This is a genomic window from Mesorhizobium sp. P2_E9, assembly GCF_056403815.1.
Map to the genome: position 1 here is coordinate 109,037 of NZ_JBFUET010000001.1, position 25,827 is coordinate 134,863.

At 62.3% G+C, this 25,827-nt stretch carries 32 protein-coding genes; 17 read left to right on the forward strand and 15 right to left on the reverse strand.

Features of this window, described 5'->3' with window-relative positions:
• Positions 1-15: 15 nt before the first annotated feature.
• The 4 genes from AC1D05_RS00595 to AC1D05_RS00610 all read right to left on the reverse strand — a co-directional run bounded on the left by AC1D05_RS00595 (position 16) and on the right by AC1D05_RS00610 (position 3,245).
• Positions 16-438, reverse strand: a complete 423-nt coding sequence (locus AC1D05_RS00595; RefSeq protein ID WP_477437261.1) for a DoxX family protein — start codon at positions 436-438, stop codon at positions 16-18.
• A gap of 172 nt (positions 439-610) precedes the next feature.
• Positions 611-1,033 carry a DoxX family protein gene (locus AC1D05_RS00600; protein WP_477437263.1) on the reverse strand — a complete coding sequence of 141 codons (423 nt, stop codon included), beginning with the start codon at positions 1,031-1,033 and terminating at the stop codon, positions 611-613.
• Positions 1,034-1,211: 178 nt separating this feature from the next.
• Complete coding sequence (gene fumC / locus AC1D05_RS00605; protein WP_477437265.1) at positions 1,212-2,609, reverse strand: class II fumarate hydratase; 1,398 nt, start codon at positions 2,607-2,609, stop codon at positions 1,212-1,214.
• 156 nt (positions 2,610-2,765) lie between these two features.
• Complete coding sequence (locus AC1D05_RS00610; RefSeq protein ID WP_477437267.1) at positions 2,766-3,245, reverse strand: cupin domain-containing protein; 480 nt, start codon at positions 3,243-3,245, stop codon at positions 2,766-2,768.
• A gap of 92 nt (positions 3,246-3,337) precedes the next feature.
• Between AC1D05_RS00610 and AC1D05_RS00615 the strand changes: the two genes are divergently transcribed.
• Complete coding sequence (locus AC1D05_RS00615; protein WP_477437269.1) at positions 3,338-4,306, forward strand: LysR family transcriptional regulator; 969 nt, start codon at positions 3,338-3,340, stop codon at positions 4,304-4,306.
• A 28-nt stretch (positions 4,307-4,334) separates the two neighbouring features.
• On the opposite strand, the gene AC1D05_RS00620 is transcribed toward AC1D05_RS00615, so the two are convergent.
• On the reverse strand, positions 4,335-5,108 hold the full coding sequence (locus AC1D05_RS00620) for an SDR family NAD(P)-dependent oxidoreductase (protein ID WP_477437271.1): 774 nt from the start codon (positions 5,106-5,108) through the stop codon (positions 4,335-4,337).
• Between the two features lie 190 nt (positions 5,109-5,298).
• Between AC1D05_RS00620 and AC1D05_RS00625 the strand changes: the two genes are divergently transcribed.
• Complete coding sequence (locus tag AC1D05_RS00625) at positions 5,299-6,270, forward strand: glycosyl transferase family 90 (RefSeq protein ID WP_477437273.1); 972 nt, start codon at positions 5,299-5,301, stop codon at positions 6,268-6,270.
• 55 nt (positions 6,271-6,325) lie between these two features.
• On the opposite strand, the gene betI is transcribed toward AC1D05_RS00625, so the two are convergent.
• The gene (gene betI / locus AC1D05_RS00630) at positions 6,326-6,961 is read right to left on the reverse strand and encodes a choline-binding transcriptional repressor BetI (RefSeq protein ID WP_477437275.1); all 636 of its coding nucleotides are present in this window, start codon (positions 6,959-6,961) and stop codon (positions 6,326-6,328) included.
• Positions 6,962-7,044: 83 nt separating this feature from the next.
• Here betI and choX point away from each other — a divergent pair, with 83 nt between their 5' ends.
• Both choX and AC1D05_RS00640 read left to right on the forward strand, forming a co-directional pair.
• Positions 7,045-7,983 carry a choline ABC transporter substrate-binding protein gene (gene choX / locus AC1D05_RS00635; protein WP_477437277.1) on the forward strand — a complete coding sequence of 313 codons (939 nt, stop codon included), beginning with the start codon at positions 7,045-7,047 and terminating at the stop codon, positions 7,981-7,983.
• Positions 7,980-8,816 (forward strand): alpha/beta fold hydrolase, encoded by an 837-nt coding sequence (locus AC1D05_RS00640; RefSeq protein WP_477437279.1) that lies wholly within the window; start codon positions 7,980-7,982, stop codon positions 8,814-8,816. Before choX ends, AC1D05_RS00640 begins: the two co-directional genes overlap by 4 nt.
• Positions 8,817-8,838: 22 nt before the next feature.
• Here the strand turns inward: AC1D05_RS00640 and AC1D05_RS00645 are convergent, their stop codons facing one another.
• Complete coding sequence (locus AC1D05_RS00645; protein WP_477437281.1) at positions 8,839-9,927, reverse strand: LacI family DNA-binding transcriptional regulator; 1,089 nt, start codon at positions 9,925-9,927, stop codon at positions 8,839-8,841.
• A 231-nt stretch (positions 9,928-10,158) separates the two neighbouring features.
• Here AC1D05_RS00645 and AC1D05_RS00650 point away from each other — a divergent pair, with 231 nt between their 5' ends.
• The 3 genes from AC1D05_RS00650 (at position 10,159) to AC1D05_RS00660 (ending at position 13,820) form a co-directional block, all read left to right on the forward strand.
• Entirely contained in the window at positions 10,159-11,001 is an 843-nt protein-coding gene (locus tag AC1D05_RS00650; protein WP_475451414.1) for an ABC transporter substrate-binding protein, read from the forward strand.
• A 96-nt stretch (positions 11,002-11,097) separates the two neighbouring features.
• A complete protein-coding gene (locus AC1D05_RS00655) occupies positions 11,098-12,639 on the forward strand; it encodes an amino acid ABC transporter permease/ATP-binding protein (protein WP_477437283.1) in 1,542 nt (513 codons plus the stop codon).
• Positions 12,640-12,698: 59 nt separating this feature from the next.
• Positions 12,699-13,820: an NAD(P)/FAD-dependent oxidoreductase gene (locus AC1D05_RS00660; RefSeq protein ID WP_477437285.1), complete on the forward strand. Its 1,122-nt coding sequence runs from the start codon at positions 12,699-12,701 to the stop codon at positions 13,818-13,820.
• Positions 13,821-13,904: 84 nt separating this feature from the next.
• Here the strand turns inward: AC1D05_RS00660 and AC1D05_RS00665 are convergent, their stop codons facing one another.
• Positions 13,905-14,723, reverse strand: coding sequence for a hypothetical protein (locus tag AC1D05_RS00665; protein ID WP_477438156.1), 819 nt, complete (start codon positions 14,721-14,723; stop codon positions 13,905-13,907).
• On the opposite strand from AC1D05_RS00665, the gene AC1D05_RS00670 reads away from it, so the two are divergent.
• On the forward strand, positions 14,636-15,769 hold the full coding sequence (locus AC1D05_RS00670; RefSeq protein ID WP_477437287.1) for a metallophosphoesterase: 1,134 nt from the start codon (positions 14,636-14,638) through the stop codon (positions 15,767-15,769). The two genes, AC1D05_RS00665 and AC1D05_RS00670, sit on opposite strands and share 88 nt — an antisense overlap.
• Positions 15,770-15,822: 53 nt before the next feature.
• Here AC1D05_RS00670 and AC1D05_RS00675 read toward each other — a convergent pair whose 3' ends face one another.
• Entirely contained in the window at positions 15,823-15,999 is a 177-nt protein-coding gene (locus tag AC1D05_RS00675; RefSeq protein ID WP_477437289.1) for a CsbD family protein, read from the reverse strand.
• A gap of 187 nt (positions 16,000-16,186) precedes the next feature.
• Between AC1D05_RS00675 and AC1D05_RS00680 the strand changes: the two genes are divergently transcribed.
• The 8 genes from AC1D05_RS00680 (at position 16,187) to AC1D05_RS00715 (ending at position 19,945) form a co-directional block, all read left to right on the forward strand.
• The gene (locus AC1D05_RS00680) at positions 16,187-16,840 is read left to right on the forward strand and encodes a glutathione S-transferase family protein (protein WP_477437291.1); all 654 of its coding nucleotides are present in this window, start codon (positions 16,187-16,189) and stop codon (positions 16,838-16,840) included.
• 46 nt (positions 16,841-16,886) lie between these two features.
• Entirely contained in the window at positions 16,887-17,216 is a 330-nt protein-coding gene (locus AC1D05_RS00685) for a YciI family protein (RefSeq protein ID WP_477437293.1), read from the forward strand.
• Between the two features lie 279 nt (positions 17,217-17,495).
• The gene (locus tag AC1D05_RS00690; protein WP_010915421.1) at positions 17,496-17,705 is read left to right on the forward strand and encodes a cold-shock protein; all 210 of its coding nucleotides are present in this window, start codon (positions 17,496-17,498) and stop codon (positions 17,703-17,705) included.
• A gap of 361 nt (positions 17,706-18,066) precedes the next feature.
• A complete protein-coding gene (locus tag AC1D05_RS00695) occupies positions 18,067-18,294 on the forward strand; it encodes a hypothetical protein (RefSeq protein WP_027042154.1) in 228 nt (75 codons plus the stop codon).
• Entirely contained in the window at positions 18,294-18,701 is a 408-nt protein-coding gene (locus AC1D05_RS00700) for a hypothetical protein (protein WP_477437295.1), read from the forward strand. Before AC1D05_RS00695 ends, AC1D05_RS00700 begins: the two co-directional genes overlap by 1 nt.
• 1 nt (position 18,702) lies before the next feature.
• Positions 18,703-18,867 carry a hypothetical protein gene (locus tag AC1D05_RS00705; RefSeq protein WP_477437297.1) on the forward strand — a complete coding sequence of 55 codons (165 nt, stop codon included), beginning with the start codon at positions 18,703-18,705 and terminating at the stop codon, positions 18,865-18,867.
• Positions 18,868-18,871: 4 nt separating this feature from the next.
• Positions 18,872-19,255, forward strand: coding sequence for a YkgJ family cysteine cluster protein (locus AC1D05_RS00710; RefSeq protein ID WP_477437299.1), 384 nt, complete (start codon positions 18,872-18,874; stop codon positions 19,253-19,255).
• 78 nt (positions 19,256-19,333) lie between these two features.
• Positions 19,334-19,945, forward strand: a complete 612-nt coding sequence (locus AC1D05_RS00715) for a LysE family translocator (protein ID WP_019857424.1) — start codon at positions 19,334-19,336, stop codon at positions 19,943-19,945.
• A 15-nt stretch (positions 19,946-19,960) separates the two neighbouring features.
• Here the strand turns inward: AC1D05_RS00715 and AC1D05_RS00720 are convergent, their stop codons facing one another.
• Genes AC1D05_RS00720 through AC1D05_RS00730 form a run of 3 tightly spaced genes read right to left on the reverse strand, consistent with a single transcriptional unit; the run spans position 19,961 to position 21,861 of the window.
• Positions 19,961-20,347, reverse strand: coding sequence for a nuclear transport factor 2 family protein (locus AC1D05_RS00720; RefSeq protein WP_477437301.1), 387 nt, complete (start codon positions 20,345-20,347; stop codon positions 19,961-19,963).
• A gap of 14 nt (positions 20,348-20,361) precedes the next feature.
• Positions 20,362-20,811 (reverse strand): OsmC family protein, encoded by a 450-nt coding sequence (locus tag AC1D05_RS00725; protein WP_477437303.1) that lies wholly within the window; start codon positions 20,809-20,811, stop codon positions 20,362-20,364.
• 48 nt (positions 20,812-20,859) lie between these two features.
• On the reverse strand, positions 20,860-21,861 hold the full coding sequence (locus AC1D05_RS00730) for a zinc-dependent alcohol dehydrogenase family protein (protein ID WP_477437305.1): 1,002 nt from the start codon (positions 21,859-21,861) through the stop codon (positions 20,860-20,862).
• Between the two features lie 103 nt (positions 21,862-21,964).
• Between AC1D05_RS00730 and AC1D05_RS00735 the strand changes: the two genes are divergently transcribed.
• Positions 21,965-22,573, forward strand: a complete 609-nt coding sequence (locus tag AC1D05_RS00735) for a TetR/AcrR family transcriptional regulator (protein ID WP_477437307.1) — start codon at positions 21,965-21,967, stop codon at positions 22,571-22,573.
• Positions 22,574-22,671: 98 nt separating this feature from the next.
• On the opposite strand, the gene groL is transcribed toward AC1D05_RS00735, so the two are convergent.
• The 3 genes from groL to AC1D05_RS00750 all read right to left on the reverse strand — a co-directional run bounded on the left by groL (position 22,672) and on the right by AC1D05_RS00750 (position 25,758).
• Complete coding sequence (gene groL, locus AC1D05_RS00740) at positions 22,672-24,327, reverse strand: chaperonin GroEL (RefSeq protein ID WP_477437309.1); 1,656 nt, start codon at positions 24,325-24,327, stop codon at positions 22,672-22,674.
• A 61-nt stretch (positions 24,328-24,388) separates the two neighbouring features.
• Positions 24,389-24,685 carry a co-chaperone GroES gene (groES, locus tag AC1D05_RS00745; RefSeq protein WP_006203049.1) on the reverse strand — a complete coding sequence of 99 codons (297 nt, stop codon included), beginning with the start codon at positions 24,683-24,685 and terminating at the stop codon, positions 24,389-24,391.
• Positions 24,686-24,924: 239 nt separating this feature from the next.
• Entirely contained in the window at positions 24,925-25,758 is an 834-nt protein-coding gene (locus AC1D05_RS00750; RefSeq protein WP_477437311.1) for a class I SAM-dependent methyltransferase, read from the reverse strand.
• Between the last annotated feature and the right edge of the window lie 69 nt (positions 25,759-25,827).

Genomic DNA, 25,827 nt, shown 5'->3' on the forward strand with positions numbered 1-25,827 from the left:
CTGGCGGACTGAGGCTCAGGTCACGTCGGCACCGATACCGAAACCGCGTCCATCGGCCGACCAGGCGCCCGCACCAGCCATCGCCAGCGCCAGGAAACCGCCTGATATCGCAATGTCCTTCATCAGCATTTGCTGGTGCAGGAAGGCGAGCATCGCATCGCCGGCGCCCTGGCCGTAATGGCCGATGAAGCCGGCAACGACGCAGAAGGCAGCCAAGAGCAGCGCCACGATCCGGGTCTGGAAGCCAATGAGGATCAGCAGGCCGGCGATCAGCTCGAACAGGCCCGTGCCCCAGGCGGCGAGCGTCGGCAGCGGCAGGCCGAGGCCGGCGAAATAGTCTGATGTACCGGCGATGTTGGCGAGCGCCTGGAAGCCGGATGGTACGAACATCACGGCAAACAGCAGCCGCGAAACCAGAAGCAATGCATTGCGAGCCATGGCCACCTCCCTTGCCGGCGCCTGATTGGGTCCGAGCCGGCCACCGCGCAGTCTACGCCTGCGCGGCTGCGGCCGAAACCGGCGAGCCGGCTACTTCAGACAACGAAAAAGCGGCGCGGAAAATTCCGCGCCGCTTATGTCAAAGCCCGGGAGGGAAGCTTGGGAGGGAGGTTCAGCCGCGCTTGGCGTCGATCGAGTAGGCGCCGGCGCCGGAGGAAGCCAGCAGCAGGAAGCCGCCGGTGATGGCGAGGTTCTTGAGAAACTGGATCATCTGCATCTGGTCGGCCCAGCCGGTGTGGGCGACAAGCCCGGTGGCGATGGTGAAGACCGCGAGCACCCAGGCTGCGATCCTGGTCTGGAAACCGACGAGGATGGCGAGGCCGCCGAGCAGTTCGATCAGGCCGACGACCACGGCCGTTACGGTCGGAAGGGGTAGGCCGAGGCCGCCAAAATAGGCAGCGGTGCCGGAAATGGCGCTGAGCTTGCCGAAACCGGAAAGCAGGAAAATGACCGCGAGCAGGATGCGGCCGAGCAGGATGGTGACAGAGCTGTTGGACGAGGTGCCGGCGCCGGCGGTGGAAGTGTTGATGGACATGGGGACTCTCCGAATGGGTTGAATGACCCAAGAGATAGACGATGCCGACTGTTCACCAAAGCCGCCTATCCGGCGACACATCGTTCACAGGCCGTACATTTCCGTGATCGGCCAAGCAGCGCGAAATTCGTGTCGGGTGATGCGGTCACGGGAGTAAATTATCCCGCCGAAAAACACCTTACCCCGGATGCGTCATGTCCTCCGGCCGCACCAGCCGGTCATAGTCGGCCTCGCTGACCAGTCCTGTGGCCAGCGCCTCCTCGCGCAGCGTCGTGCCGTTCTTGTGCGCCGTCTTGGCGATCTTGGCGGCGTTGTCGTAGCCGATGGTCGGCGCAAGCGCCGTCACCAGCATCAGCGAGCGGTCGAGCGCCGCTTTGATGTTGTCTTCCCGGGCCTCGATGCCGACGACGCAATTGTCGGTGAAGGAGACCGAAGCGTCGGCGAGTAGCTGCACTGACTGCAGGAAATTGTAGGCCATCAGCGGGTTGTAGACATTGAGCTCGAAATGACCCTGGCTGCCGGCGAAGGTCACTGCAGCGTTGTTGCCGAACACCTGCACGCAGACCTGTGTCATCGCTTCGCACTGCGTTGGATTGACCTTGCCCGGCATGATCGACGAGCCGGGTTCGTTTTCGGGCAGCGACAACTCGCCAAGGCCCGAACGCGGGCCCGAACCGAGGAAGCGGATGTCATTGGCGACCTTGAACAGCGCGGCGGCCGCCGCGTTGATGGCGCCGTGCGAGAACACCATGGAATCGTGAGCGGCGAGCGCCTCGAACTTGTTCGGCGCGGTGACGAAGGCGATGCCGGTGATGGCGGCAATGCGATCAGCCACCCTTTCAGCAAAGCCAACTGGCGCGTTGAGGCCGGTGCCGACGGCGGTGCCGCCTTGCGCCAGTTCCTGCAGGCCGGGCAGCGTCAGTTCGATGCGCTTGATCGACGAGGCGACCTGCGCCGCATAGCCCGAGAATTCCTGGCCCAGCGTCAGCGGGGTGGCATCCTGCGTGTGCGTGCGGCCGATCTTGATGATGTGATTGAACTCCCTGCTCTTGGCGGCGAGCGCCTTGTGCAGGTGCTTCAGCGCCGGCAGCAGGTCGTGCACGATGCGCTCGGCGCAGGCGATATGCATCGCTGTCGGGTAAGTGTCGTTCGACGACTGGCTCATATTGACGTGGTCGTTGGGATGCACCGGCTTCTTCGAGCCCATGACGCCGCCCAGCATCTCGATCGCCCGGTTGGAGATCACCTCATTGGCGTTCATGTTGGATTGCGTGCCCGAGCCGGTCTGCCAGACGACAAGCGGGAAATGGTCGTTGAGCTTGCCGTCGATGACCTCTTGCGCTGCCTCTACAATCGTCTTGCCGATTGCCGGATCGAGCCGCTTCAGCTCCATATTGGCTTCCGCCGCCGCCCGCTTGACGATGCCCAGCGCGCGCACGACCGAAACCGGCTGCTTTTCCCAGCCGATCTTGAAATTGCCCAACGAACGCTGTGCCTGCGCGCCCCAATAGCGGTCGGCTGCGACCTCGATGGGGCCGAACGTATCGGTTTCGGTTCTGGTCTTTGGCGTGCTCACGGCAAATCTCCGGTCTGTCGATTTGGGCAAGGGCGTATCGCGTTGCACAAATCGCTTCAAGCGGAGATTGCGGATGCCGTGGATGCAAATCGGTTGAAGGAACGCACCTCGTTACCCGTACGTCCGATCGTTACCTCAAGGCCGCCTTGCTCCTTGTCAAGCTAAGGGTGGGCCAACGATGTCGATGCCATTGTTGGCGCAGAGCTGCACCAGTGCGGCGATGATTTCCGGCGTTGGTTCCGTCTGCGGCGGCAGTTCCGGCCGTTCTGCGGGACGGCTCGCCTGACGCAGCATTGTCTCGAAATCGGAGCCGCGCGTGATGGTGAGGCTGCGCGCGCCTTCGGGCGACTCGACCCGGTAGGTATGCGGCAGGCCTTTCGGCGCGATGACGGTCTCGCCTGCGACGACAATCCGCTCATGGCCATCGATCTGAAAGCGCAGCCGCCCTTCGAGGACGTGAAACACCTCGTCCTCGTTCCGATGCACATGCAACGGCGCTGAGTCACCATGGGGCATACGATGTTCGACGACGCAAATGCCATCCGCTCCTGCATGCGATGAAATTTGGATCGCGACGAGCGTGTTGTTGAACCAGAAGAGTTCCTTGCCTGTGATTGTCCCGGAGGTCATTGTCATGGGTCTCTGTTCCTTTAGTCGCTTTTGCCGACGGGGCGGCGCCGACAACGACCTAATCAGGGACATGCCGGCGATGGAAATCCAATGATCGTATGGGGCGAATTGATGCGATGAATTTGAATGGCCTCGATCTCAATCTCGTCAGGGTGCTCGACGCGCTGCTGCGGGAAAGAAGCGTGACGCGTGCCGGTGAGCAGATTGGCCTCAGCCAGCCGGCCGTCAGCGCGGCGCTCAATCGCTTGCGCCACGCTCTTAACGACCAGCTGTTCGTGCGGCGCGGCAACGACATGGTGCCCACGCCGCGCGCGGAGAGCCTGGCGGAGCCGGTGCGCCTGGCACTGCGCGAGCTCGAGCGAGCCTTCCATTCGGCGCAGTCGTTCGTTCCGGCGGAGCTCGAGCGAACCTTCACGCTCATGGGCGCGGATTTCTTTTCCATGCTGCTGATGCCGACGCTGGCGGCGCGCGTCGCGGCTATCGCGCCGCGTGTATCGTTGAGGTTTCTCGATAGCGCGCGCGGCGATGTTTCGCGGCTGCTCCAGGATGACGAAATCGATACGGCACTGGAACGTCCGCTGGAGGTCTTGGACTGGGTCTCCAGCGTACCGCTGTTCCATTCGCCATTCGCAATCATTGCGGCGCGGGACAACGCTGCGATCAGACAGGCGGGGATCGCAGACGGCGAGCTGCTGCCGCTCGAGCTTTTCTGCGAACTACCGCACGTTCTTCGCTCTATCGACGGCTCGATGTCGGGCTCCACCGACGAGGCGCTCGGCAAGATCGGACGAAAGCGTCGTGTAAGCCTGGCACTGCCGCACTTTCAGGCTGTCGCATTGGCCGTGGCAAACGGAAAGTACCTTTCCGCGGTTCCCAGGCAGTTCGCGGTTTGGGCGGCGAAGACCCTGCCACTCGCCGTGTTTGAACCGCCACTTCCCATTGCTGTCCCTGAAATCAGGATGTATTGGCACGCGCGCCACGACGACGAGCCACCTCATCGCTGGATTCGCAATCAGATCCTGGAAGTTGTCGACGCTCTTGGATTTGTCGAAGGCGCTGCCCCGTGAAGTTGCCGGCACGTAACGGCCAGACAGTTCACCCTGCCGTATACCCGCCATCGATGGCAAAGATCCCGCCACTGGTCCATGCCGCCTCGCCACTGGCGAGATAAACCGCTATGCCGGCGAGGTCGTCCGGGCGGCCGATGCGGCCCAGCGGATAGCTGCGTTCGACATAGGCCTTCAGCTCCGCCTGCGCCTCGGCCGGCAGATTGTCGACCGTCTTGCGCCGCATCGCCGTATCCACTGTGCCGGGTGCAATGGCGTTGACGCGGATGCCGCGGGGACCGAGCTCGAAGGCAAGCGATCTGGTCAGCGAATTCAGCGCGCCTTTCGACAAGGAGTAGAGGCTGGAGGGCCGCTTCGGGATCATCTTGCTGGCGAAATAGGAGGAGATGTTGATGACGGATGCGCCGGCCCCGAAATGCGGCAGCAGCCCCTGGGTGAGGAAGAACGCCGCCGTCACATTGAGCGCGAAGGAGTGCTGGAACTGCGCCTCGCTGACCGTCTCGAACGGCACGAGGTAGGCGACACCGGCATTGTTGACGAGAACGTCGAGCGGCCGGCCGGTCTCTTTCACGTGCTCGATAACAGTTGCGATGCCCGGGCTGGTGGCAAGATCGGCCGATACCGTCTCCACTTGGCCGATCGCGCCGGGAGCAGTCAGCTTCTGACGCGCGGCTTCGAGCTTGCCTGCGTCGCGTCCGACGATGAGCACATCGGCGCCCTCACGCAGGAACGCTTCCGCGATCGCCAGGCCGATGCCGTCCGAGCCGCCGGTCACCAGCGTGCGTTTGTCCTGAAGTCTCATCGGGCACTCCGGGGTTGCCTTGGCCAATGCCAGAGCACCGCATCGTCGCGGCCCGGGTCAAGCCGCTGGCCTATCCCACGGTATGAACTTCGCCAGTTGCCGCGCCGGGACCGTCTGCCCTTGCATCCGCCGCGCCAACGGGATAGCCGCGTTGATCGAAAACGGGTCGCGACGAAAGCGTCTTTAAAAAATGGCACCACTCAAGACCAGCCTGAAGGCGCTTCCCAGGGATGTCGACGTCGTCGAGGTCGGCAGGCGCTTTCTGCCTGGTCTCAATCGCGGCGAGATCCACTGCCGTTTCGAAGGCGGGAAGCTCAAGGTGCGCTCCCGCGCCGCCTGGCTTGAAAGGCATGTGCAGGTCCTGACTTTGATAGCCGAGGCGTTGGCATCCCTGGGCGTCCGCAGCCTGCCACCCTTCTATATGCTGCTTGGCGATACGCCGTCGCGCCGAAGGCATCGCCATTTCCGCACGCGTTTCGCCTTCTCCCAAGCCGACGGCTATGGCGAGGTGGCCGCGCCCGATTTCGTCTTCGATGGCTGGCCGGACGCGAAGTTCGACGATTATGACCAGAAGACGCTAGCGATGGCGGCCGCGTCGGAAGCCCCGCCGCGTGATGCCAGGTTGTTCTGGGCGGGGCGCTGCATGAACGCTGCCCGCAAAAGGATTGTCGAGATCGCGTCGGCCCGCCCTGACCTCGTCGAGGCGTATGACACCGAGGCGAATTACGACGTCGCCACTAACAGGTATTCCACCAAATTCCTGACGATGGAAGACCAGGTCGCCACCTACAGATACATGATCGATGTCGAAGGGGCGGGTTACAGCGGCCGCTTCAAGATGCTGCTCCACACCAAGCGCGTCGTGCTGCTGCAGGATCGGCCATGGCGCGAGTGGTTCTTTGACGATATCGAACCGTTTCGCCACTATGTCCCGGTGGCGCGCGACATGTCGGATCTTGCCGAACGCATCGAGTGGCTGCGCGCCAATCCGAAGCAGGAAACCGAAATAGCAGCCGAGGCGCGGCATTTCGCGCAAACCCGCCTGACGCGCGCGGCGGCCGTCGCGGCATGGGCGAAGCTGCTTCGGGATCACATCGCCGCCGGTGGCAATCTCAAATCCGGTCTGCAGGGGCGCAAGCGTGCGACCGGCTGGCCGCCCTGATAGACCGCGCCGGTCACATCGTATGAAACCCCCGCTGACCAGCCCTGGGCCGGTCTTATGCGCCGATGGCAGGCTGGCGCATGGCCAGTCGGGCGGCGACAAAATCCTTGACCTGGCGGATCGCCTGTTCGCGCGACACACTGCCCGGCTCCAGGCCGAGGCGCAGCCAAAGCCCGTCGATCAGCGCGGTGACGCCAAGCGCGATGTCGTCGGCATCGCCGGGCGAGGCAAGGCCGTGCAGGCCAGACAACAGGTTCGAGCGCATGCGCGCATGCAGCACCTTCTGGATGCGCGCCAGCTTCTCGTCGCGCGGCACCTCGGCGCAGAGCGAAAGCCAGGCATGGCAAAGAGGCGGCAAGAACAGATGCTCCTCGAAATTGCCATCGATCACCGCATCGAGCCGCTCCATTGGCGTGCGCGCCTGGCGAAGCCGGGCGACCACCGCGTCGCGCAACACGGCGTTGGCCTCGCGCATCGCATGCTCGAACAATTCCTGCTTGTTGCGGAAATAGTGCAGCACGATGCCCTTGGAGGCGCCGGCATGGGCGGCCACCTTTTCCAGCGTCGCACCCGCAATACCCTCGCGCTCCAGCACCGCGAAGGCGGCCTGCCGCAACTCCTTGCGGCGTATGTCACTGAGACGCTTGAGTTTCACGACTTCGATCCATGCATTGCGAATCCACGTTGACATTTTCGTCCGCCTAGATCAACAATTGACCAGTGGGACAATAAAAAGACCAGTTGGTCAATTTAGCGATGGCGAGGAGAGTCGAAATGGTCCGCATGCTTGCAAATGGCGTCTGTCTTGCAGCCCTGATGCTGGCCGCTCATGCGGCTCAGGCGGCAGAGGCCGAGCAGTGCAGGGCGGTCCGCATGGCCGAACCGGGCTGGAACGATCTTGCCTTCACCACCGGCGTCGCCAATGTCTTGCTCGGTGCGCTCGGCTACCAGCCGCAAAGCTCGGTGCTGGGCATCAACGTCATCTACGAAGGCATGAAGAATAACGATCTGGACCTGTTCCTCGGCTATTGGGACCCGGCCATGGTCACCTATTACGAGCCTTACAAGAAGGATGGCTCGGTCGAGAATGTGCGCGTCAATCTCGAAGGCGCCAAATACACCTTCGCCGTGCCGACCTATGTATGGGATGCCGGTGTCAAGGATTTTGCCGACCTGCACAAGTTTGCCGACAAGTTCGGCAAGAAAATGTACGGCATCGAGCCCGGTTCGAACCAGCTGATGATGGATGCCATCGCCGACCCTTCGCTTGGTCTTGACGGCTGGCAAGTGGTCGAATCGAGCGAAGCCGGCATGCTTTCCGAGGTCGGCTACGAGATCAAGGAAAAGCAGTTCATCGTCTTCCAGGGCTGGGCGCCGCACCCGATGAACACCATGTACGACTTCAAATATCTGACCGGCGGCGACAAGTTTTTCGGTCCGAACTTCGGCGCCGCTACAGTGACGACGCAAGTGCGCAAGGGCTATCTTCAGCAATGCCCGAACGTCGCGCAATTCCTGAAAAACCTCGCCTTCGACATCGATTTCGAGAATGTCGGCATGGGTTATCTCATCAATGACGGCATGAAGCCGGAAGACGGGGCGCTGAAGGCGATCACGGCAAACAAGACCCGCCTCGATGCATGGCTCGCTGGCGTCACCACCTTCGACGGCAAGCCCGGCCTTGCCGCGGTCAAGGAGAAACTCGGCCTGTGACATCGGTCGCGCTGGAAGCGGTCCCGGATGCCCAGGCGGAGCAGGACGCATGGGCCGGCCGCAAGCAATTCGTCGATCTCGCCGGCGTCGAGATCGCCTATGTCGAGATCGCAGGCGCCGAACCGGCGCTGTTGCTGGTGCATGGCTTCACCGACACCAGCCGCAGCTTTTCACTGCTGGCGCCGCATCTTGCCGGCCGCCGGCTGATCATGCCCGACCTGCGTGGTCACGGCGCGTCACAAGTGGGCAGGGGTTTCGGCATTGCCGACTTTGCCGACGACATTGCCGGGCTGATTCTGCATTTGCGGCTCAACACGCCTGTCGTCGTTGGCCATTCGCTGGGCTCCATGGTGGCCATCGCCCTGGCTGCGCGACACAACGATCTCATCGGGGGACTGGTGGTCCTGGCGGGCACGCTGAAACCCGATTTCGCGCGCGATCATCCGCTTGTCGCGGGTGTCCAGGCTCTGCGCGACCCGATATCGCCGGCCGACCCGTTCTATGATTGGTGGCATGCCTGCAGGCCCGGTGTGCCCCAGCCGTTTCTCGCCGGCCTGGCGAAAGATGCATCGGCAATGCCCGCGGCGCTCTGGCGCGTCATTCTGGAAGAGATTTGCCGGGCTGACCTGACCAGTGTGGCGCAAGCTGTGCGGACCCGAACGCTGATCATCGCCGGCGCGTACGACCCGCTGTTCGGCGAAGCGCATCAGCAGATGCTGTCGCGTTGCCTGGCCGGGGCGAGCCGCGTGCGTGCCGAAGCGTGTGGCCACAACCCGCATTGGGAGGCCCCGGCCTTTGTCGCCGGGGCGATCGTCGAGGCATTTGAAGCCTAACGCGCGGCTAATCGCAGCCGCGCTACGCGCGCTTGACGATGGCGTTCGAGGGTGGGCCGACGGAGCCGCGCTCAAAGATCGATGTCGGCAAAATCAGCCTTTCCGCCGGGCGCGAATCTCCCTTCAATCGCCGGATGAGCAATTCCGCGACACTCTTGCCAAGCGCGTAGACGGGCTGGTCGATGACGGTAATGGGTGGTGTTGTCACACTCGTCCAGTCCGCATCATGGAAGGTGATCAGCGAAATATCCTCGGGAACCCGCAAGCCGCGCTCGCGGATCACCCTGAAGATCTCCAGTGCTATGACGCTGTCGGAGGCAAGGATCGCCGTCGGCCGATCCGGCCCGGACAGCATATCGCCGGCAACCCTGCGCGTTTCGGCGGGGCTTGTCGCACCAAGGCGAACATAGCGTTCTGGCCGATCAATTCCAGCATCTCGGCACACGGTGAGGAAACCATCGATGCGCTCGCGAACCGATGAGGTGTAGATTTGCCCGAGATCGCGGTACTCATGCCCTTCGGCGTCGACGGCGGTCACATAGGCTATGTTGCGGTGTCCGGCATCCACGAGAATGCGGGTCGCCCGCATGGCGATGCCGCGATCGTCGACCGTGACCGTGTCGACATCCAGATCGGGCAGTGCCCTGTCAAGCAGGGCAAGCGGCCGGCCTGAACGATGGATGTCGCGCAGGTGCGAGATGTCGCGCGATTCCGATGGCGTGACGATCAGCCCGTCGACGCGCTTGCCGATCAACAGCCGCACGGCTGCCTTTTCAACCTCGATCCTCTCGCCGGAGTTGGCCAGAATGACGTTGAACCCGGCTGCCCTTGCCGCGTCGCTGATGCCGCGCACCGCGAGGCTGAAGAACGGGTTCTCGATGTCGCCGACAACCACACCGATGATGCCGGACCGGCCGGTCGTCATGCTACGAGCCAGCTCGTTCGGACGGTAGTCCAGCGCCTTGGCCGCGGCCATGACATCCGCGCGGATCATATCGCTGACGACGCCATATCCGCCGAGCACGCGCGCGGCCGTCGCTTTCGATACGTTTGCCGCGCGGGCGACATCGCTGACCGTTATCGACTGGGTCTTGGGCGCGGTTCTTTTCATCGGATGAACGACTACAAGAGTTGTTGACGGAAGGTCAATCTGGCGATAACGATTATCAAAGAGACCGGTCTCAAGCAATAAGAGACCGGTCTCTTTTAGAAAATCGCGAGCCAGGAGGCGTAACGAACATCCCCGCCTCTGCCGCGGTCGCGGCGGCGGGCGATGTCAGGCGTGAGATGGCGGCTCGGCGTAAATACCAAGAAGAACAGACCTTCAGAGTGGAGAGAAGACATGAGCAGGATAGGAATTCTCAAGTCGTTGATGTCACCGGTCCAGATTGGCGCGATGGCTCTTATGGCCGTGTGCATTGGCGCCGGGTTGGTTTCGGGAGCAGCCGCCGCGGATGACAACCCCTATGGTCTTATTGATGCGAAAGTCATCAGCGTTGGTACCATGGGCGATGCCAAGCCCTACGCTTTCACCCAAGCGGATGGCACGTTCACCGGCTTCGACATCGAATTGTTCCGCAACGTCGCGAGCCGTCTTGGCTTCAAGCCGGACCAGGTGATCTTCACCGGCCAGGAATTCTCGGCGCTGATGCCTTCGGTTGCGAACGAACGCTTCGATGTCGCGGTCGCGGCGATCGGCACGACGGAAGCCCGCAAGAAGACCGTCGACTTTTCTGACGGGTATCTTGCAGGCTATCTCTCCGTGCTTACCGCCGACAAGGCGATCACGTCGGCGGACGGGCTCAAGGGCAAGCGCCTCGGCGTCGTGCAGGGGACGCTCCAGGAAATCTACGCGGCGAAGAATTTTGTCGGAACCGATCTCGTCAAATTCCCCGACAACAACTCCGCCGTTTCAGCACTCAACAACGGAACTGTCGACGCGCATTTCCTCGACTACGAGGCCGCCAAGGACTACGGCGTTCGCTATCCGAACCTGAAGATCGCGGTCAATATTCCTTCCTTTGACGCGCCGGCTGGCTTCGTGGTGCGCAAGGGCAACGACAAGTTCCGCGAGGCATTGAACACTGCCCTTCATGCGGCCATGCAGGACGGCACCTGGAAGACACTTTACGAGAAGTGGTTCCCCGGTTCGCCGATGCCCGACCAGTATCTCCCCAAGAAGTAAACCGCACCCGGCCGCTGGCCTTTACGCTGGCGGCCGGACCTACGCTGCCGTCCTTGATGTCGGACGATGCGGACAGCGCAACCGAAAGGGGACTGAATGGACTGGCTCGAAAACCTGCGGCGCAGTTTCCTCGACTGGCAGGCCATGGCGGACGTGCTGCCGAGCATGATCACCATCGGATTGAAGAACACCTTGATCCTCGCGGCCGCGTCCACCGTACTGGGTGTCATTCTCGGCATGATCCTGGCGGTCATGGGCATTTCGCAATCGCGCTGGCTGCGCATTCCCGCCCGGGTCTACACCGATATTTTCCGTGGCCTCCCGGCGATCGTCACGATCCTGCTGATCGGCCAGGGCTTCGCCCGCATCGGCCGTGAAGTCTTCGGGCCTTCGCCCTTTCCGCTCGGCATTCTCGCCCTCAGCCTGATCGCCGGCGCCTATATCGGCGAAATCTTCCGGTCCGGCATCCAGAGCGTCGAGCGCGGGCAGATGGAGGCCTGCAGGGCGCTCAGCATGAGCTACGGCCAAGGCATGCGCCTGATCGTGATACCGCAAGGCATCCGCCGCGTTCTGCCGGCCTTGGTCAACCAGTTCATCGGCAACGTCAAGGATTCGAGCCTCGTCTATTTCCTCGGTCTGCTCGCGTCGGAGCGCGAGATTTTCCGTGTCGGTCAGGACCAGGCGGTGGTCACCGGAAACCTCTCTCCATTGCTTCTGGCCGGCGTTTTCTATCTCGTCATCACCGTGCCGTTGACCCATGTGGTCAACTACATCGACAACTCGCTGCGGGTCGGAAAGCAGAAGGCCGGTCTCGTCACCAGCGGTCTCGCCGAAGTGAGCGAGTTGGAGAGCGCCATCAGCAGCCCGCCCTCTGAGGCCAGCCCTGAAGGCAGCCCGGCGCTTCCCCGGTTCAAGGGTGGCAGTCTCGCCATCACCGATCTCGACATGGCCTACGGCGATCTCGATGTTCTCAAGGGCGTCAGCCTGGCGGTCAAGCCGGGCACGGTCACATGCGTCATTGGTCCATCAGGTTCGGGCAAGTCGACCTTGCTGCGCTGCCTCAACCGGCTGGTCGAGCCCAAGGGCGGTGACGTGTTGCTCGATGGTGCGAGCATCTTGGCGATGAAGCCTGAAAAATTGCGCCGGCGTGTCGGCATGGTTTTCCAGCAATTCAACCTGTTTCCCGATCACACGGCTCTGGAAAACGTCATGCTGTCGCTGACCAAGGTAAAAGGCCTTCCGGTGCAGGAAGCTGAGCGCATCGCCGAGGCGCGCCTTGCCGATGTCGGCTTGGCTGCCCGCAAGAACCATCGTCCCGGAAGCCTATCCGGTGGCCAGCAACAGCGTGTGGCGATCGCTCGTGCACTGGCAATGGACCCGGAGGTCATCCTGTTCGACGAAGTGACGAGCGCACTCGATCCCGAATTGGTGAAGGGCGTGCTCAACCTCATGGCGGACCTTGGCCGGCGCGGCATGACAATGGTCGTGGTGACTCATGAGATGGGCTTTGCCCGCAAGGTCGCCGATCAGGTCGTCTTCATGGATGAAGGCCGCGTCATCGAGGCCGGCACGCCTGCTGCGATCTTCGATACGCCGAAAAGCACGCGTCTGAAGCACTTCCTTGCCGAAGTGCTTTGATCGCGCATGAGCCTTGAGACGGCCGCCCAATCCAACTTCCACCAGTGAAAGAATATCCCATGGCTATGTTACATCAGGTCTCGAAGGTCGTTGTTGTCGGCGGCGGCATTTTCGGTGTCTCCTCGGCCGTTCATCTTGCAAGGCTCGGCATTGAAACCGTTCTGGTCAATGATGGACCGCTCGCCAAGGGAGCTTCCGGCCGCTCGCTCGCCTGGATCAATTCGGCACGCAAGCGATCGGCTGAATATCATCGCCTGCGCATGATCGGTATCGACCGCTACCGGACGCTGTCGGCGAGATATCCGGGTGCTGCCTGGCTGCGTTTCGACGGTGGCCTGACATGGGATGCGGACGACGCCTCGAACGAGATCGCGGATGTCTTCGCTCATGAAAAGGGCCTCGGCTATGATGCGCAACACCTCTCCGCGGACGCCATAGCGTCAGTCACGCCAGGTGTCTGCGCGAGCGCTGTCACGCCTCAAGGCGCGATCTTCAACCCAGGCGAGGGCTGGGTCGACCTGCCGTCGCTGATCGAGATATTGATCGCGGAATTCGTGGCTCGTGGCGGGCGACTGGTCATCGATGCCGGAAGCGCCGCGGTCACGGTCGTCGACGACCGCGCCACTGGCGTCATCACGACAAGCGGCATCAGCCTTGCTGCCGACGCGGTGCTGTTGGCGACCGGCGGTGATGTGCCGCGAATGGTAGCGGACGCCGGCCGGTATATCGCCGACGGGACGCCGATCGCTTTGCTGGTCAGGACCAAGCCCGCCGCCTTGCCGCTTCGGGCCGTTCTCAACACACCGCGCGTCGCCATCCGACCGACGCCAAATGGAGCCCTCGCGCTCGATTCCGCCTGGTCGGAAGAAGAGGTGGTCGTCAATTCGGATGGCACATATAGCGTGAGGGATTCGACTGTTCAGGGGCTTCTCAACGAAGCCTCGAATGTTCTCGAGGGTCATCCAAAGTTGGAATTGGAGAGCTACGGTGTCGGCCCCAAGCCGATCCCCGGAGACGGCGAGCCGGTCTTCGGCCAGTTGAAGGACATCGAGGGATATTACGTCGCCTTCAGCCACAGCGGCGCAACGCTTGGCCTGATTGCGGGCGAACTGCTTGCCGGCGAGATCGCCGGCGGCAATGAACATCCGCTGCTTGCGAACTTCCGTCCAAGCCGCTTTTGACGAGACCCGTCTAAGGGCTTCCTACGCACCAGCGGAGTGCTTACAGCTTTAAAAAGATCATGCTCGAACAAGCGGATAGGACCTTCATTCGGCCAGCGGCTTGATCGTCTCATAGCCGTTCACCGCTTCCTTGCTGGTGCCTTCATCATAGCGCCGGGCGAGGGCGGCTTGCAGATCGGGCGCATAGAGCGCGGTGAATGCATCCAGTGTTTCGCCGGCCCCGTTCTTGAAGGTCTCGTTGACGGCGAGCACATTGTATTTGCAGTCGCCCAGGCTGAAGGTTTCCTTGCCCTTGACCACCAGGGTCAGCGTCTTGGTGGCCTTAGGCTGCTTGTCCGGCGACAGCTCGACGAACTCGATCGTGCTCTTGGCTCCCGTCTTCAGCGGAAACAGTTTTCGCAGATCGGAAAACGGGATCATCGCCAGCCGGCCGGTGTCGCTGTCGCGAAAAACCTCGATCAGCCCGGCAAACAGGAACTGCTTCTGCGGCGATTGCGACTCGTAGGTGTTGACGACGGAGACCATTCCGCCCGCCACAGGCCGAAACTCGCTTTGGATGCCGGGCCGCGCCAGGATGAACCCATTTTTCGCGGACTTCGCATCGACGCACGGGCCGGCAAGCGCAACACTTGCCGGCAGCAAAACCGCCAATGCCATGCCGATAGACGCGCTCTTCATAACACTCCCCCGTATCTTCCAAATAGAATGCAAGTGCAGGTAGAAGTGGCAGACGTTCATTGCGATGTCGATGGTCAAGGCAGTCGCGATAGTGCCGAAACTGGACGGACAGACGCCGCTTGTGCTGAATTCCGCCGATGATGAATCACCGGTGGCCAAAATTGCTTTCACGACGCAGCTTTCTGATGCAGGCCGCTGGCCTTGCCGCGGCTGGTGCACTTTCACGCCCGGCATTCAGCCAGACGGGGCAACGCATCCAGCCGATCGACGTCACTTTCCTGTTCATCGCCGATGTCCATGCCTGCCGCATGGCAAGCGGCCTGAGCCCCAATTGCCTGCAGGAGGGCAAGACCGACGCGGCACTGTTGCGCAACGTCGCGGCATTGAACGCCGTCGGCGGCAAGGACTGGCCGGTTGAGATCAATGGCGTCGCCACCGGCCTGCGTTCGGCCGGTAGCCGCATCGGCATGCCGCTCGGCCTTGTCGTCGGCGGCGACATCACCGACGATGGCGGCGGCCAGATCACCCAACCGAGCGAAGGCACGCAGCTGCTGCAATTCAGCCAGCGCTACAGCCAGGGCGTTGGCCCGGATCGCGTCCACATGCCGGTCTATGTCGGACTCGGCAACCATGATCTCGACCAGAATGGTCCGTCGCACCATGTCGACTGGTATCGGCGCGAACTGCGCGATTATGTCGAGGTCAACCACCGCGCCGGCGTGTTCTTCAAGCCGCCCGTGCCGGCCACCGACTACGATGTCGACACCGACTGCTATTCATGGGACTGGGGCGGCCTGCATCTCGTCCAGACGCATCGTTTCGCCGGCGATACCGGCCACGGCGCCGAAAGCAGCCTGCCGTGGCTCAAGCAGGATCTGGCGACCTACGCGGCGGACGGCCGTCCTGTCATCCTGTTCCAGCACTATGGCTGGGACACGTTTTCGACGGAGCGGTGGGATCCTGCCAGGCGCACCTACGACGATGACGGCGCCGGCCCGCCGCACTGGTGGGGTGATGCCGACAGGCAAGCGCTGCTGGCGGCGCTGAAAGGCTACAATGTCGTCGGCATCTTCCACGGCCATCAGCACGATGCCTCGCTGATCTATCGTCGTGACGGGCTCGACCTGTTCAAGCCGAAGGCCGCTTATATCGGAGGTTTCGCCGTGGCCAGGGTGACCAGAGATGGCATGGATGTCGTGTTGGGCGAGGCAACCGATGACCATGGCGGGGTCACCTTCACCAACGCCTTCAGCAAGGGCTGGAGCACATGAAAAACGCGGCCCTGGCGGCCGCCTTTTCGATGGGAGCATTTTTAGATGCGGGATCAGAACGCCTTCTTAACCCTGTCCTTCACGTCGCCATAGGCTTTCTGCACCTTGCCGGCGACCTTGTCGGCTATGCCTTCAACCTGGGTCCGCCTGTTGCCGGTCGCCTTGCCGGCAGCCTGTTTGACCGAGCCTTTGATTTGCTTGGCCATGCCGGCAATCTGATCCCTGTTCATCACTTTCGCATCTCCTGGGTGTCCTTGAATTCCGGGGAATTCATCCGCGCGAATAAACGGACTGGCATCGTTTAGGTTCCAGGCATCCCACCGGAAGCAGACGAAACGCGCGTGGCCGCTTCCGGCCGCAAGGCTGGCAGGCTAGGCTGTAGATATGCGCCGACCAATCGTGCGCACGGGGAGAAAAATGGCGGAATTCACACTCTACATCGGCAACAAATGCTTCTCCTCATGGTCGCTGCGGCCATGGGTGGCGATGAGGCATCTGGAGATCCCGTTCGAGGAAGGCTTCGTGCGGCTGCGCACGCCCGAGACCTTTGCCAACCTGGCGAAAGTGTCGCCGACCGGCCAGGTGCCGGTGCTGAATCACAATGGCCGGATCATCTGGGAAACCCTTGCCATCCTTGAGTATCTTGCCGACCTGTTTCCGGACAAAAAACTCTGGCCGGGCGACATCGGCGCCCGCGCGCTGGCACGCGCGGCGGCGACCGAGATGCATTCCGGTTTTCGCGAGGTCCGCTATGGCTGGCCGATGAATTTGCGCCGGCCGAAGGGCCACAAGCCGCTCGATGCCGAAGGGGAAGTACAACGGGCGCGCATCGAAGCGCTGTGGCGAGAGTGCCGCGAACAATACGGCAAGGGCGGCCCCTTCCTGTTTGGCCATTTCACCGCGGCCGATGCCATGTACGCGCCGGTCGTCACCCGCTTCGACACCTATGGCGGCGAACTGGCCCTGGATACACGCGCCTATGTCGATGCCGTGCTGGCAACATCGGCGATGCGGCAATGGTACGCGGAAGCGGCGAAAGAGCCGTGGCCGGAGCCAGGCCCGGACGAATAGGTCAAGTCGATGCGGACGTCGACCGACGGTACTCTGGAGGAGACCCATGGCCAGCAATGACGGGCCGCGTGAAGCCGCAACGGCAAAAATCTTCCATTGCCGGCTGATCCCGCCGCGACCGGACTTTGCCTTCACCATGACGGAGGAGGAGAGGGAACTGATGGGGCGGCATGCCGACTACCTGCGTGGCAAGCTGCGCGAGGGCGTGATGATTATGGCCGGTCCCGTTGCCGATCCGGCCGGGCCCTGGGGCCTGCTGATCCTGCGTGCCCGCAGCGAGGCCGAGGCAAAGGCGGTGACCGATGGCGATCCGGTGGCAAAGTCAGGTCGCGGCTTTCGCTATGAGATCCTGCCGATGATCAGCACGATCATGTAGGCAGCCGGCATTTTTGGAAACCCGATCTTTCAGTCGGTTCGCTAGTTGAGGTCCCATTTGCAAGGCAATCCATGGTTGAATTCAGGCCGTTGGAAAACCAGAAATTGACTCGGCACCAAAACAAGTCTACAAGAAATATGTCGATATTTGTTTGACTGACTTTTGTTATCCGCGCACGTATGCGCGCCTTTGACGAACTTCCCCATCAAAAATCGAGACAAAAATCGTTGTGCAGTCGCACCGCGATTAACGAATATTTGCCATGGAAAGGGTTCGTTTATGAGCACCGGCACAGTTAAATGGTTCAACGCCACCAAAGGTTTTGGTTTTATTCAGCCTGACGACGGCTCGGCCGACGTTTTCGTCCACATCTCGGCCGTAGAGCGCGCCGGCATGCGCGACATCGTCGAGGGCCAGAAGCTCGGCTACGAGATGGTCCGCGACAACAAGTCGGGCAAGATGTCCGCCGACCAGTTGAAGGCGGCCTGAAGAAAGAATTCAGCTGTCCCGGTGACCACGGATGTACTGGCACCGGTGAATGGCGAATTCTGGCGCGTGGCCTTGGAAACCTGAGTTTCCAAGGCACATTATGCGCATAGAGGAGTTTCTCCTGCGCATACATCTGGATGCGCGGTGCTCCCATGGAAGGTCAGGCGGTGCCTGGCCTTTTTCATTTTACGCTTGTTGCCGCCGAAAATGCGCTGCGCATCGGGCTGAACGTGCTAAGGGACGCTCCAGCAATGTGAATCTGCTGCCGTATTGCCCCCGCTGCCGTGTTGCTTTGTGTGTGGTCCTGACCGAAGACCCGGTCTCGCCCTATCGGCACCAGGCTCCTGACAGGAGAAAGATTTTGACCGCCCATTCGAAAACGACCGCCGAACCGGCGGTGTCACTGTTCAGCAAGACGCAAACTCAGTCGATGTCGCTCGGCCGCATCATGTCCGAGCGCGATGCCGTCAGCGAGGCGCGGGAAGCCAAGACCGCCCGCCTGCGCGAACTGCGCCTGGAAAAGGAAGCCGACGAGATGGCCGCGGCCGCAGCACTCGCGGCGCTGCCGAAACGAGCCGGAAAACGCTGATGGCTACCAAGCGCGTACCGCCAACGCCGATCGCGGCCGATGCGACCATTGCCGACATGGTCGAAGGCCTCGACAAGCCGGTCGAATTTGTCCGGCGTGTGCTGGAAAAACTCGAGCGCTGCAAGCGTGCCCATGGCGATGCCCAGGTGCGCGTCGGCGTACGCGGCCGTGCCGAAGCCCCGAACTACCTGATCGAATATGTCCGCGAGGACAAAAAGACCCATGAGCGGGTGACTTATCAGGATGCCGCCTACAGCGGCAGCACGCATCGTGAACTGGCGCCGCATCACATTGAGGCGGCAAAGAACTGGTCGCCCGAGGAAATGAACATCACGGCGGTTTCGGCGCTGATCGGCCGCCTGCGCAATCCGCGCGCACCATCATCGCGTTTCGTCGACGAGGACTGACATGGCCATAAAATTCTCCACCAAGGATCAGCCGGCAGCGCCGGCCCCCGCTGCAAAGCCGGCCAAGCCGGTTGCCGCGAAGGCCGGTGAACCCGCCGACGCCGCGACCGACCTGTTCAAGTCGCCGGCGGACGCTCCGAAGGCCAAGACGGCTAAGAAGAAATAGCGCCTTGCCGCAGGACGCCGATCGCAATCCGGCCATGCCGGGGCTGCTCGCCCTGGTCGCCGCCGCAAACTTTTCGTCGTCGCAACGCGAGACTGCTCCGCTCTTTGACTGCCAGAGCTGCGGCGCCTGCTGTTCCTATTCGGCCGAATGGCCTCGCTTCTCCACCGAGGATGAAGCGCAATTGGAGCGGATCCCAGAAAAATATGTGGCAGCCGACCTGTCCGGCATGCGCTGTGACGGCGCGCGCTGCTCGGCACTGTCGGGCGAAGTCGGCAAATCGACCGCTTGCGGCATCTACGAATTGCGCCCCGATGTCTGTCGCGCCTGCATGCCTGGCGACGAGGAATGCCTGATGGCGCGCCGGGCGCACGGATTTCCGACCTCTTAGCAACGGTTGCCGGTGGCTTGTGCGCAACCTCCTTGCTGGCTACGCTGCAACAGGGCAGGGCGTCGGAGGAAATCCATCGTGAGCATCGAATTTCTGTTGACGTCGCTGATCGTCGTGGCCTCGCCCGGCACCGGCGTTCTCTACACCCTGAGCGCCGGACTTTCGCGCGGTGCGCGGGCCTCGATCATTGCCGCTTTCGGCTGCACGCTCGGCATCATCCCCCACATGGCTGCCGCCATCACTGGCCTTGCGGCACTGCTGCACACCAGCGCGGTCGCCTTCGAGACGTTGAAGTATCTCGGCGTCGCCTATCTGCTCTACATGGCCTGGAACACGCTGAAGGAGAAGGGCGGCCTCAGCGTCGAGGACAATGTCGCGCCGCGCTCGGCCGGCAAGGTGATTGCCACCGGCATCCTCGTCAATGTGCTCAATCCGAAACTGTCGATCTTCTTCTTCGCCTTCCTGCCGCAATTCGTCAGCACCACCGAGCCCAACGCGCTGTCGAAGATGCTGGAACTCAGCTCCGTCTTCATGCTTTTGACCTTCGTGGTTTTCGTCGGCTACGGCATCTTCGCCGCTTCAATCCGCAGCCATGTCGCCTCGCGGCCAATGGTGCTGACCTGGATGCGTAGAACTTTTGCCGGCGCCTTCGTCATGCTCGGCGCCAAGCTCGCGCTCGCCGATCGGTAGAGCAGCGACGGGCGATTATCCCTTCACATAGCCCATCGCCTCGACGATGCGGCCGTCCTCGACACGCATCAGATTGACGCCGCGGACGGAGTTGCCGTCCGCCATCCAGTAGCGCCAGCGGATCGTCGCCCGGTTGCCGGCGACGAAGGTCTCCTCGAGATCGAAGCGCGTGCCGGCCTGGGTCGCGATCGCCGACCACAGCCGCACGCATGCTTCCCGGCCTTCATGACGGGCTCCCTCAGGCGCCGGCACGGTGTTTTCGATGACGCAGTCTTCCGCAACCAGGTCTGGCAGTGCGGACGGGTCGTGCAGCTGGAACACGTCGTTGAAGCGCCGCATGATTTCGGCCGTCTGTCCGGAGTGGCCCTCGGGGTGGAGGGTGATAACGCTGTCCTGTTCCATCTTGTCTCCTGATGTCATTGCGCCGCGCCGGCGGTTGCGGCGAGCTCTGCCGTGAGCGTGATGGTGGCAACGCCGGCCAGGGCGCGCGAGACAAGGCATGTCGTTTTCGCCGTCTCCGCAAAGTTCCGGAATTCACCCGGAGCAAGACCCGGAATCTCGGCTTGCGTCTCAAGCTCGATGCGGGTGATCGTGGGTCCGGCAGCGGTTGCGCCGAGATGCACCTTGGCGACGGTGCCGATGTTTGTCGGTATATGACCGGCTGCCCCCAGTATTGCACTTAGCGCCATCGAAAAGCAGCCGGCATGCGCCGCTGCCATCAGCTCTTCCGGGTTGGTGCCAGGACCATTCTCGAAGCGCGACGGAAAGGAATAGGCGCCTTCGAAGACGCCGCTGCCGAGCCGCAAGCGGCTCGAACCTTCCTTCAACGTGCCTTGCCACTCGGCCGAAGCTTCCCGAATTGTCATTGGGTCCTCCTGTGTTGGGGATTGAGATGTTGTGTCGTCAAAACACGGTCAGGCGGCATCAATGATCACTTTCCCGAACACATCGCCCTGTTTGAAATAACGGTAGGCTTCGGCCGCTTGTGCGAAGGGGAAGACCTTGTCGACGACCGGTTTCAGGCGATGCGTTGAAATGGCGCGCAGCATGGCTTCGAGATTGGTCCGGCTGCCGACGAAAAGGCGGCTGATGGTGGTGAGGCTGCGCTGGTAGAGCGCTGCCGGCATCTCGATCGACCGGCCTTTCGAATCCTGCAGCGTCAGCAGCACGATGTGCCCATAGAGCGTGCTGGCAATCAGCGACTGCGCGAAGGTCGCCGGGCCGCCGGTCTCGACGACGAGATCGATGCCGCCGGTCTGCTCGCGGACAGTCGCACCCCATTCAGGCTGGTCTGAGCTTGAGATGACGAGGTCGGCGCCCAGCGCCCGCAACCTGTCGGCTTTCTCGCCACGTGAAGTCACTGCCACGACGCGGCAGCCGAGCAGCTTGGCGAACTGCAGTGCAAACAGCGAGACGCCGCCCGAGCCGATGACCAGAACCCATTGGCCGGGCTTTGGACTTCCGGCGCCTGTCCCCGCATTCCAGGCAGTCACGCCGGCACAGCTCAGCGTCGCCGCCTCATGCCAGTCGAGATGATCGGGCAGGCGCACGGCCCATTGTTCGTCGAGCATCGCGTATTCGGCCAGCATGCCGTCCAGCGTGCAGCCGAGCTGGTCGATGAGCCCTGCATTGACGCGGCCGTCGATCCAGCGCGCGAAATAGCTACCGGTCACGCGATCGCCGATGGCAAAGCGGGTGACGGCATCGCCGATGGCAATGACTTCGCCGGCCCCGTCGCTCAATGGAACGATGCCTTGGCGTGGCGTCAGCGGATAAGTGCCGTTGAGGATCATCGTGTCCCGCCGGTTGAGCGATGTGGCGCGAACGCGCACCACGATCTCGTGTGGTTTCGGCTGCGGTTGTGGCTCTTCGCGCATCATCAGGCATTCGGTCCCTTCGAGACGGTAGGTGCGCATGTCTGTTCCCTTCACATAGTATGTAGACTGATCTACATATTATGTAGACCGATTGTCATATTATGCGCAAGGCCTATAATGGCCACTGCTGACAGAGGTTGACATGGCGAACGACACCCGCACCCGCATACTCGAGACGACGGCGCTGCTGCTCCGCAAGCGCGGCTACCACGGCACTTCGCTCAACGACATATTGAGCGCCAGCGGTGCCCCGCGCGGCTCGCTGTATTTCCACTTTCCCGGTGGCAAGGATCAGCTGGTCATCGAAGTGACGCGCGACAGCGTCGCCGGGGTCACCGAGAGGCTCGGCGCGGCGCTGGCCGCCGAACACGACCCCGCGGTCGCTGTTCATCATATCTATCAGTCGGTGGGACGCATGCTGGAAGAGAATGAGTTCTCCCTCGGCTGCCCGATCGCGCCGGTCGTGCTGGACTCGCCTGACAATGTGCCCGAGCTTGCCGAACTCTGCCGCTCGGCCTTCGAGCAGTGGATAGGCCTGCTGCGCGAGGCCTTCGTCAGGGCAGGAGTGGCCGAGCGCCGCGCGCACGCTTTGGCGCTGCTGGTCGAATCGTCGCTGGAAGGGCTGATGGTGATCGCGCGCGCCACCCGCGATCGGGCCCCACTGCAGGCGGTTGCCGATGAAGTCGCTGCACTGATCGAGGCCGCTGTACTTGCCGGAGAGGTCCGGCAACGCGCGGATGCCGCCAGCTGACGACAGACGACGGCGTGGGGCGATCTAGGTACGCGCCAAACAAAAAAGGGCGGCATCGCTGCCGCCCTTTCTGTATCTGAAGGCTGATAGGGGCTGGATTAGAAGTCCATGCCGCCCATGCCGCCCATGCCGCCGCCGCCCATGCCGCCAGGCATGCCGCCGCCAGCCGACTCCTTCTTCGGAGCCTCCGCGATCATGGCTTCGGTGGTGACGAGCAGGCCGGCGACCGAAGCCGCGTCCTGGAGAGCCGTACGGACAACCTTGACCGGATCGACGATACCCATGGCGATCATGTCGCCATATTCGCCGGTCTGGGCGTTGTAGCCGAACGTCGCGCCCTTGTTCTCAAGGATCTTGCCGGCAACGATCGAAGCTTCCGCACCGGCGTTCGAGGCGATCTGACGGGCCGGAGCCTGCAGTGCGCGACGCACGATGTTGATGCCAGCAGCCTGGTCGGCATTGGCGCCGGTGGCCTTGATGTTGGCCGAAGCGCGCAGCAGCGCAACGCCACCGCCAGCAACGATGCCTTCTTCGACGGCCGCACGGGTCGCGTTGAGGGCGTCATCGACGCGGTCCTTCTTTTCCTTGACTTCGACTTCCGTCGCACCGCCGACGCGGATCACCGCAACGCCGCCCGCCAGCTTGGCGAGACGTTCCTGCAGCTTCTCCTTGTCGTAGTCCGAAGTGGTCTCTTCGATCTGCTGCTTGATCTGGGCAACGCGGCCCTGGATCTCGGCCTTCTTGCCGGCGCCGTCGACGATGGTGGTGTTCTCCTTGGAGATCGACACCTTCTTGGCGCGGCCGAGCATGTTGAGGCCGACGTTCTCGAGCTTGATGCCGAGGTCTTCCGAGATGACCTGGCCACCGGTCAGGATGGCGATGTCTTCCAGCATGGCCTTGCGGCGATCACCGAAGCCCGGCGCCTTGACGGCGGCGATCTTCAGGCCGCCACGCAGCTTGTTGACGACCAGCGTGGCCAGAGCCTCGCCTTCGACGTCTTCCGAGATGATGAGCAGCGGCTTGGAGGTCTGCACGACGGCTTCGAGAACCGGCAGCATGGCCTGGAGGTTGGAGAGCTTCTTCTCGTGGAGCAGGATGTAGACGTCCTCGAGCTCGGCAACCATCTTGTCGGCGTTGGTGACGAAGTAGGGCGAGAGGTAGCCGCGGTCGAACTGCATGCCTTCGACGACTTCGAGTTCGGTCTCGGCGGTCTTGGCTTCCTCAACGGTGATGACGCCTTCGTTGCCGACCTTCTGCATCGCTTCCGCGATCATCTTGCCGACCGACTCGTCGCCATTGGCCGAGATGGTGCCGACCTGGGCAACTTCCTCGGAGGTCTTGATCTTCTTGGCAGCCTTGCCGAGAGCCGTGACGACCTCGGTGACGGCCAGATCGATTCCGCGCTTCAGGTCCATCGGGTTCATGCCCGCGGCAACCGCCTTGTGGCCTTCCTGGACGATCGACTGCGCCAGAACGGTCGCGGTCGTGGTGCCGTCGCCGGCGATGTCGTTGGTCTTCGAAGCAACTTCGCGGACCATCTGCGCGCCCATGTTCTCGAACTTGTCTTCAAGCTCGATTTCCTTGGCGACGGTGACGCCGTCCTTGGTGATGCGCGGGGCGCCGAACGACTTGTCGATGACGACGTTGCGGCCCTTGGGGCCGAGTGTGACCTTCACCGCGTCGGCGAGGATGTTGACGCCGCGCAGCATGCGCTCGCGGGCATCACGGGAGAATTTTACGTCTTTAGCAGCCATTTTTTAGCTCCTGGCAGGGGCTTGGGGTAAGCCCGAATTCAGTTGACGGTGAGGCCGATAATCAGCCGATGATGCCCATGATGTCGGATTCCTTCATGATCAGAAGGTCTTCGCCATTGAGCTTGACTTCGGTGCCCGACCACTTGCCGAACAGGATGCGGTCGCCAGCCTTGACGTCCAGCGGGACCAGCTTGCCAGCTTCGTCACGAGCGCCGGAGCCGACGGCGATGATCTCGCCTTCCTGCGGCTTTTCCTTTGCCGTATCCGGGATGATGATCCCGCCGGCGGTCTTGGATTCGGATTCGACCCGGCGAACGACCACGCGGTCATGAAGCGGGCGGAACTTCGACTTTGCCATTTTTTCTTCCTCGATGAGAACGGTGAGAAACAGTTCCTCAATCCGGCGAAGCCGGACATGTGGTTAGCACTCACCAAGGGCGAGTGCTAACGTGGCGCTGAAATAGGCCGCCGACCTGCGAGAGTCAAGGCGCGCGGGAAGGGGCAATCGCAGGAAATTTTTCTCGTGCCGCCGCGCGGTTGCGCAAAATAAGGGCTGCCGCCCGAACGCTGCCCGAATGCTGTCCTGTTGATCGGCAGTCAGTGCCCGAGACGCAAGCCGATCTCCCGGGTTTCAAATCGAGCATTGGGCGATCCAAGCACCAGAAGCGGGCACCGTTCCGCCAGCGGGTAAGAGCCGCTCGGCACGACGCGTACGTCGCTGAACCAGGTGTTCGCCTCGTCGACCAGCATGGCCAGCGTCGCGAAGCTGTAGCTAGTGTCTGAGCCGGCATAAACATCGATCGTGTTGATCGACGTCACGCTCCATCCCGTCCGTGCGGCAAGGGCTTCGCGGTCGGGGAACAGGCTGTCGAAGGTGTCGCGGATCGTTCGCACCTTGATTGCGAAATCGCAGTCGTCGCTCGTGCACGCCATCGCGATTCGCCATTTGAGCGCGTGGAAATTCTCGACCCCGCCGGCCAGGACCAGCGCCTCGATGCCGCGCAGGTTCTCTGCCGTTTCCGGCCGTGCAAAAACGCGGATCGCCGCACGCTTGCCGGGCTTCAGCACCCTCGCGATTTCGGCGAACAGAGCATGGCGTGCGGCTTTGGAATCGACCGCCGACAGGCAGCCGTCGCCGATGACGGCGTCGAAACTTGCCCGCTCCAGGGGAAGGCTGAGCCAGTTTCCGGCCATCGCCCTTCGCGAGGCGTTGTCGCCGGCCCAAACCCCGGAAATCATGGTTGCCGATTGATCGATCGCCAACATCGATCTGCCCAGGATTGCCAGTTCGGGGGTCACGCCTAGCAGAAGGACATCGGCATCCCTGAGATCAAGTTCGCGATCGAATATGCCGACAGTTTCCGCGGTTGGCCGCAGCGGGGCGTCCAGCAGCTTCCAGTGCCGATGATAATTGTCCCAATGATTTGTCATTCAAACCCGTTGGAGCCAGGAAAGTCTGGCATCGATCGATTAGAGCCGCTTAATAGAAGCGGGCATTGA

Coding starts and splice junctions, on each gene's coding strand:
- AC1D05_RS00595 (WP_477437261.1), bottom strand. CDS start 438: ATGGCTCGCAATGCATTGCTTCTGGTTTCGCGGCTGCTGTTTGCCGTG.
- AC1D05_RS00600 (WP_477437263.1), bottom strand. CDS start 1,033: ATGTCCATCAACACTTCCACCGCCGGCGCCGGCACCTCGTCCAACAGC.
- AC1D05_RS00610 (WP_477437267.1), bottom strand. CDS start 3,245: ATGACAATGACCTCCGGGACAATCACAGGCAAGGAACTCTTCTGGTTC.
- AC1D05_RS00615 (WP_477437269.1), top strand. CDS start 3,338: ATGGGGCGAATTGATGCGATGAATTTGAATGGCCTCGATCTCAATCTC.
- AC1D05_RS00620 (WP_477437271.1), bottom strand. CDS start 5,108: ATGAGACTTCAGGACAAACGCACGCTGGTGACCGGCGGCTCGGACGGC.
- AC1D05_RS00625 (WP_477437273.1), top strand. CDS start 5,299: ATGGCACCACTCAAGACCAGCCTGAAGGCGCTTCCCAGGGATGTCGAC.
- betI (WP_477437275.1), bottom strand. CDS start 6,961: ATGTCAACGTGGATTCGCAATGCATGGATCGAAGTCGTGAAACTCAAG.
- choX (WP_477437277.1), top strand. CDS start 7,045: ATGGTCCGCATGCTTGCAAATGGCGTCTGTCTTGCAGCCCTGATGCTG.
- AC1D05_RS00645 (WP_477437281.1), bottom strand. CDS start 9,927: ATGAAAAGAACCGCGCCCAAGACCCAGTCGATAACGGTCAGCGATGTC.
- AC1D05_RS00650 (WP_475451414.1), top strand. CDS start 10,159: ATGAGCAGGATAGGAATTCTCAAGTCGTTGATGTCACCGGTCCAGATT.
- AC1D05_RS00655 (WP_477437283.1), top strand. CDS start 11,098: ATGGACTGGCTCGAAAACCTGCGGCGCAGTTTCCTCGACTGGCAGGCC.
- AC1D05_RS00660 (WP_477437285.1), top strand. CDS start 12,699: ATGGCTATGTTACATCAGGTCTCGAAGGTCGTTGTTGTCGGCGGCGGC.
- AC1D05_RS00670 (WP_477437287.1), top strand. CDS start 14,636: ATGATGAATCACCGGTGGCCAAAATTGCTTTCACGACGCAGCTTTCTG.
- AC1D05_RS00675 (WP_477437289.1), bottom strand. CDS start 15,999: ATGAACAGGGATCAGATTGCCGGCATGGCCAAGCAAATCAAAGGCTCG.
- AC1D05_RS00680 (WP_477437291.1), top strand. CDS start 16,187: ATGGCGGAATTCACACTCTACATCGGCAACAAATGCTTCTCCTCATGG.
- AC1D05_RS00685 (WP_477437293.1), top strand. CDS start 16,887: ATGGCCAGCAATGACGGGCCGCGTGAAGCCGCAACGGCAAAAATCTTC.
- AC1D05_RS00690 (WP_010915421.1), top strand. CDS start 17,496: ATGAGCACCGGCACAGTTAAATGGTTCAACGCCACCAAAGGTTTTGGT.
- AC1D05_RS00700 (WP_477437295.1), top strand. CDS start 18,294: ATGGCTACCAAGCGCGTACCGCCAACGCCGATCGCGGCCGATGCGACC.
- AC1D05_RS00705 (WP_477437297.1), top strand. CDS start 18,703: ATGGCCATAAAATTCTCCACCAAGGATCAGCCGGCAGCGCCGGCCCCC.
- AC1D05_RS00720 (WP_477437301.1), bottom strand. CDS start 20,347: ATGGAACAGGACAGCGTTATCACCCTCCACCCCGAGGGCCACTCCGGA.
- AC1D05_RS00725 (WP_477437303.1), bottom strand. CDS start 20,811: ATGACAATTCGGGAAGCTTCGGCCGAGTGGCAAGGCACGTTGAAGGAA.
- AC1D05_RS00730 (WP_477437305.1), bottom strand. CDS start 21,861: ATGCGCACCTACCGTCTCGAAGGGACCGAATGCCTGATGATGCGCGAA.
- AC1D05_RS00735 (WP_477437307.1), top strand. CDS start 21,965: ATGGCGAACGACACCCGCACCCGCATACTCGAGACGACGGCGCTGCTG.
- groL (WP_477437309.1), bottom strand. CDS start 24,327: ATGGCTGCTAAAGACGTAAAATTCTCCCGTGATGCCCGCGAGCGCATG.
- groES (WP_006203049.1), bottom strand. CDS start 24,685: ATGGCAAAGTCGAAGTTCCGCCCGCTTCATGACCGCGTGGTCGTTCGC.
- AC1D05_RS00750 (WP_477437311.1), bottom strand. CDS start 25,758: ATGACAAATCATTGGGACAATTATCATCGGCACTGGAAGCTGCTGGAC.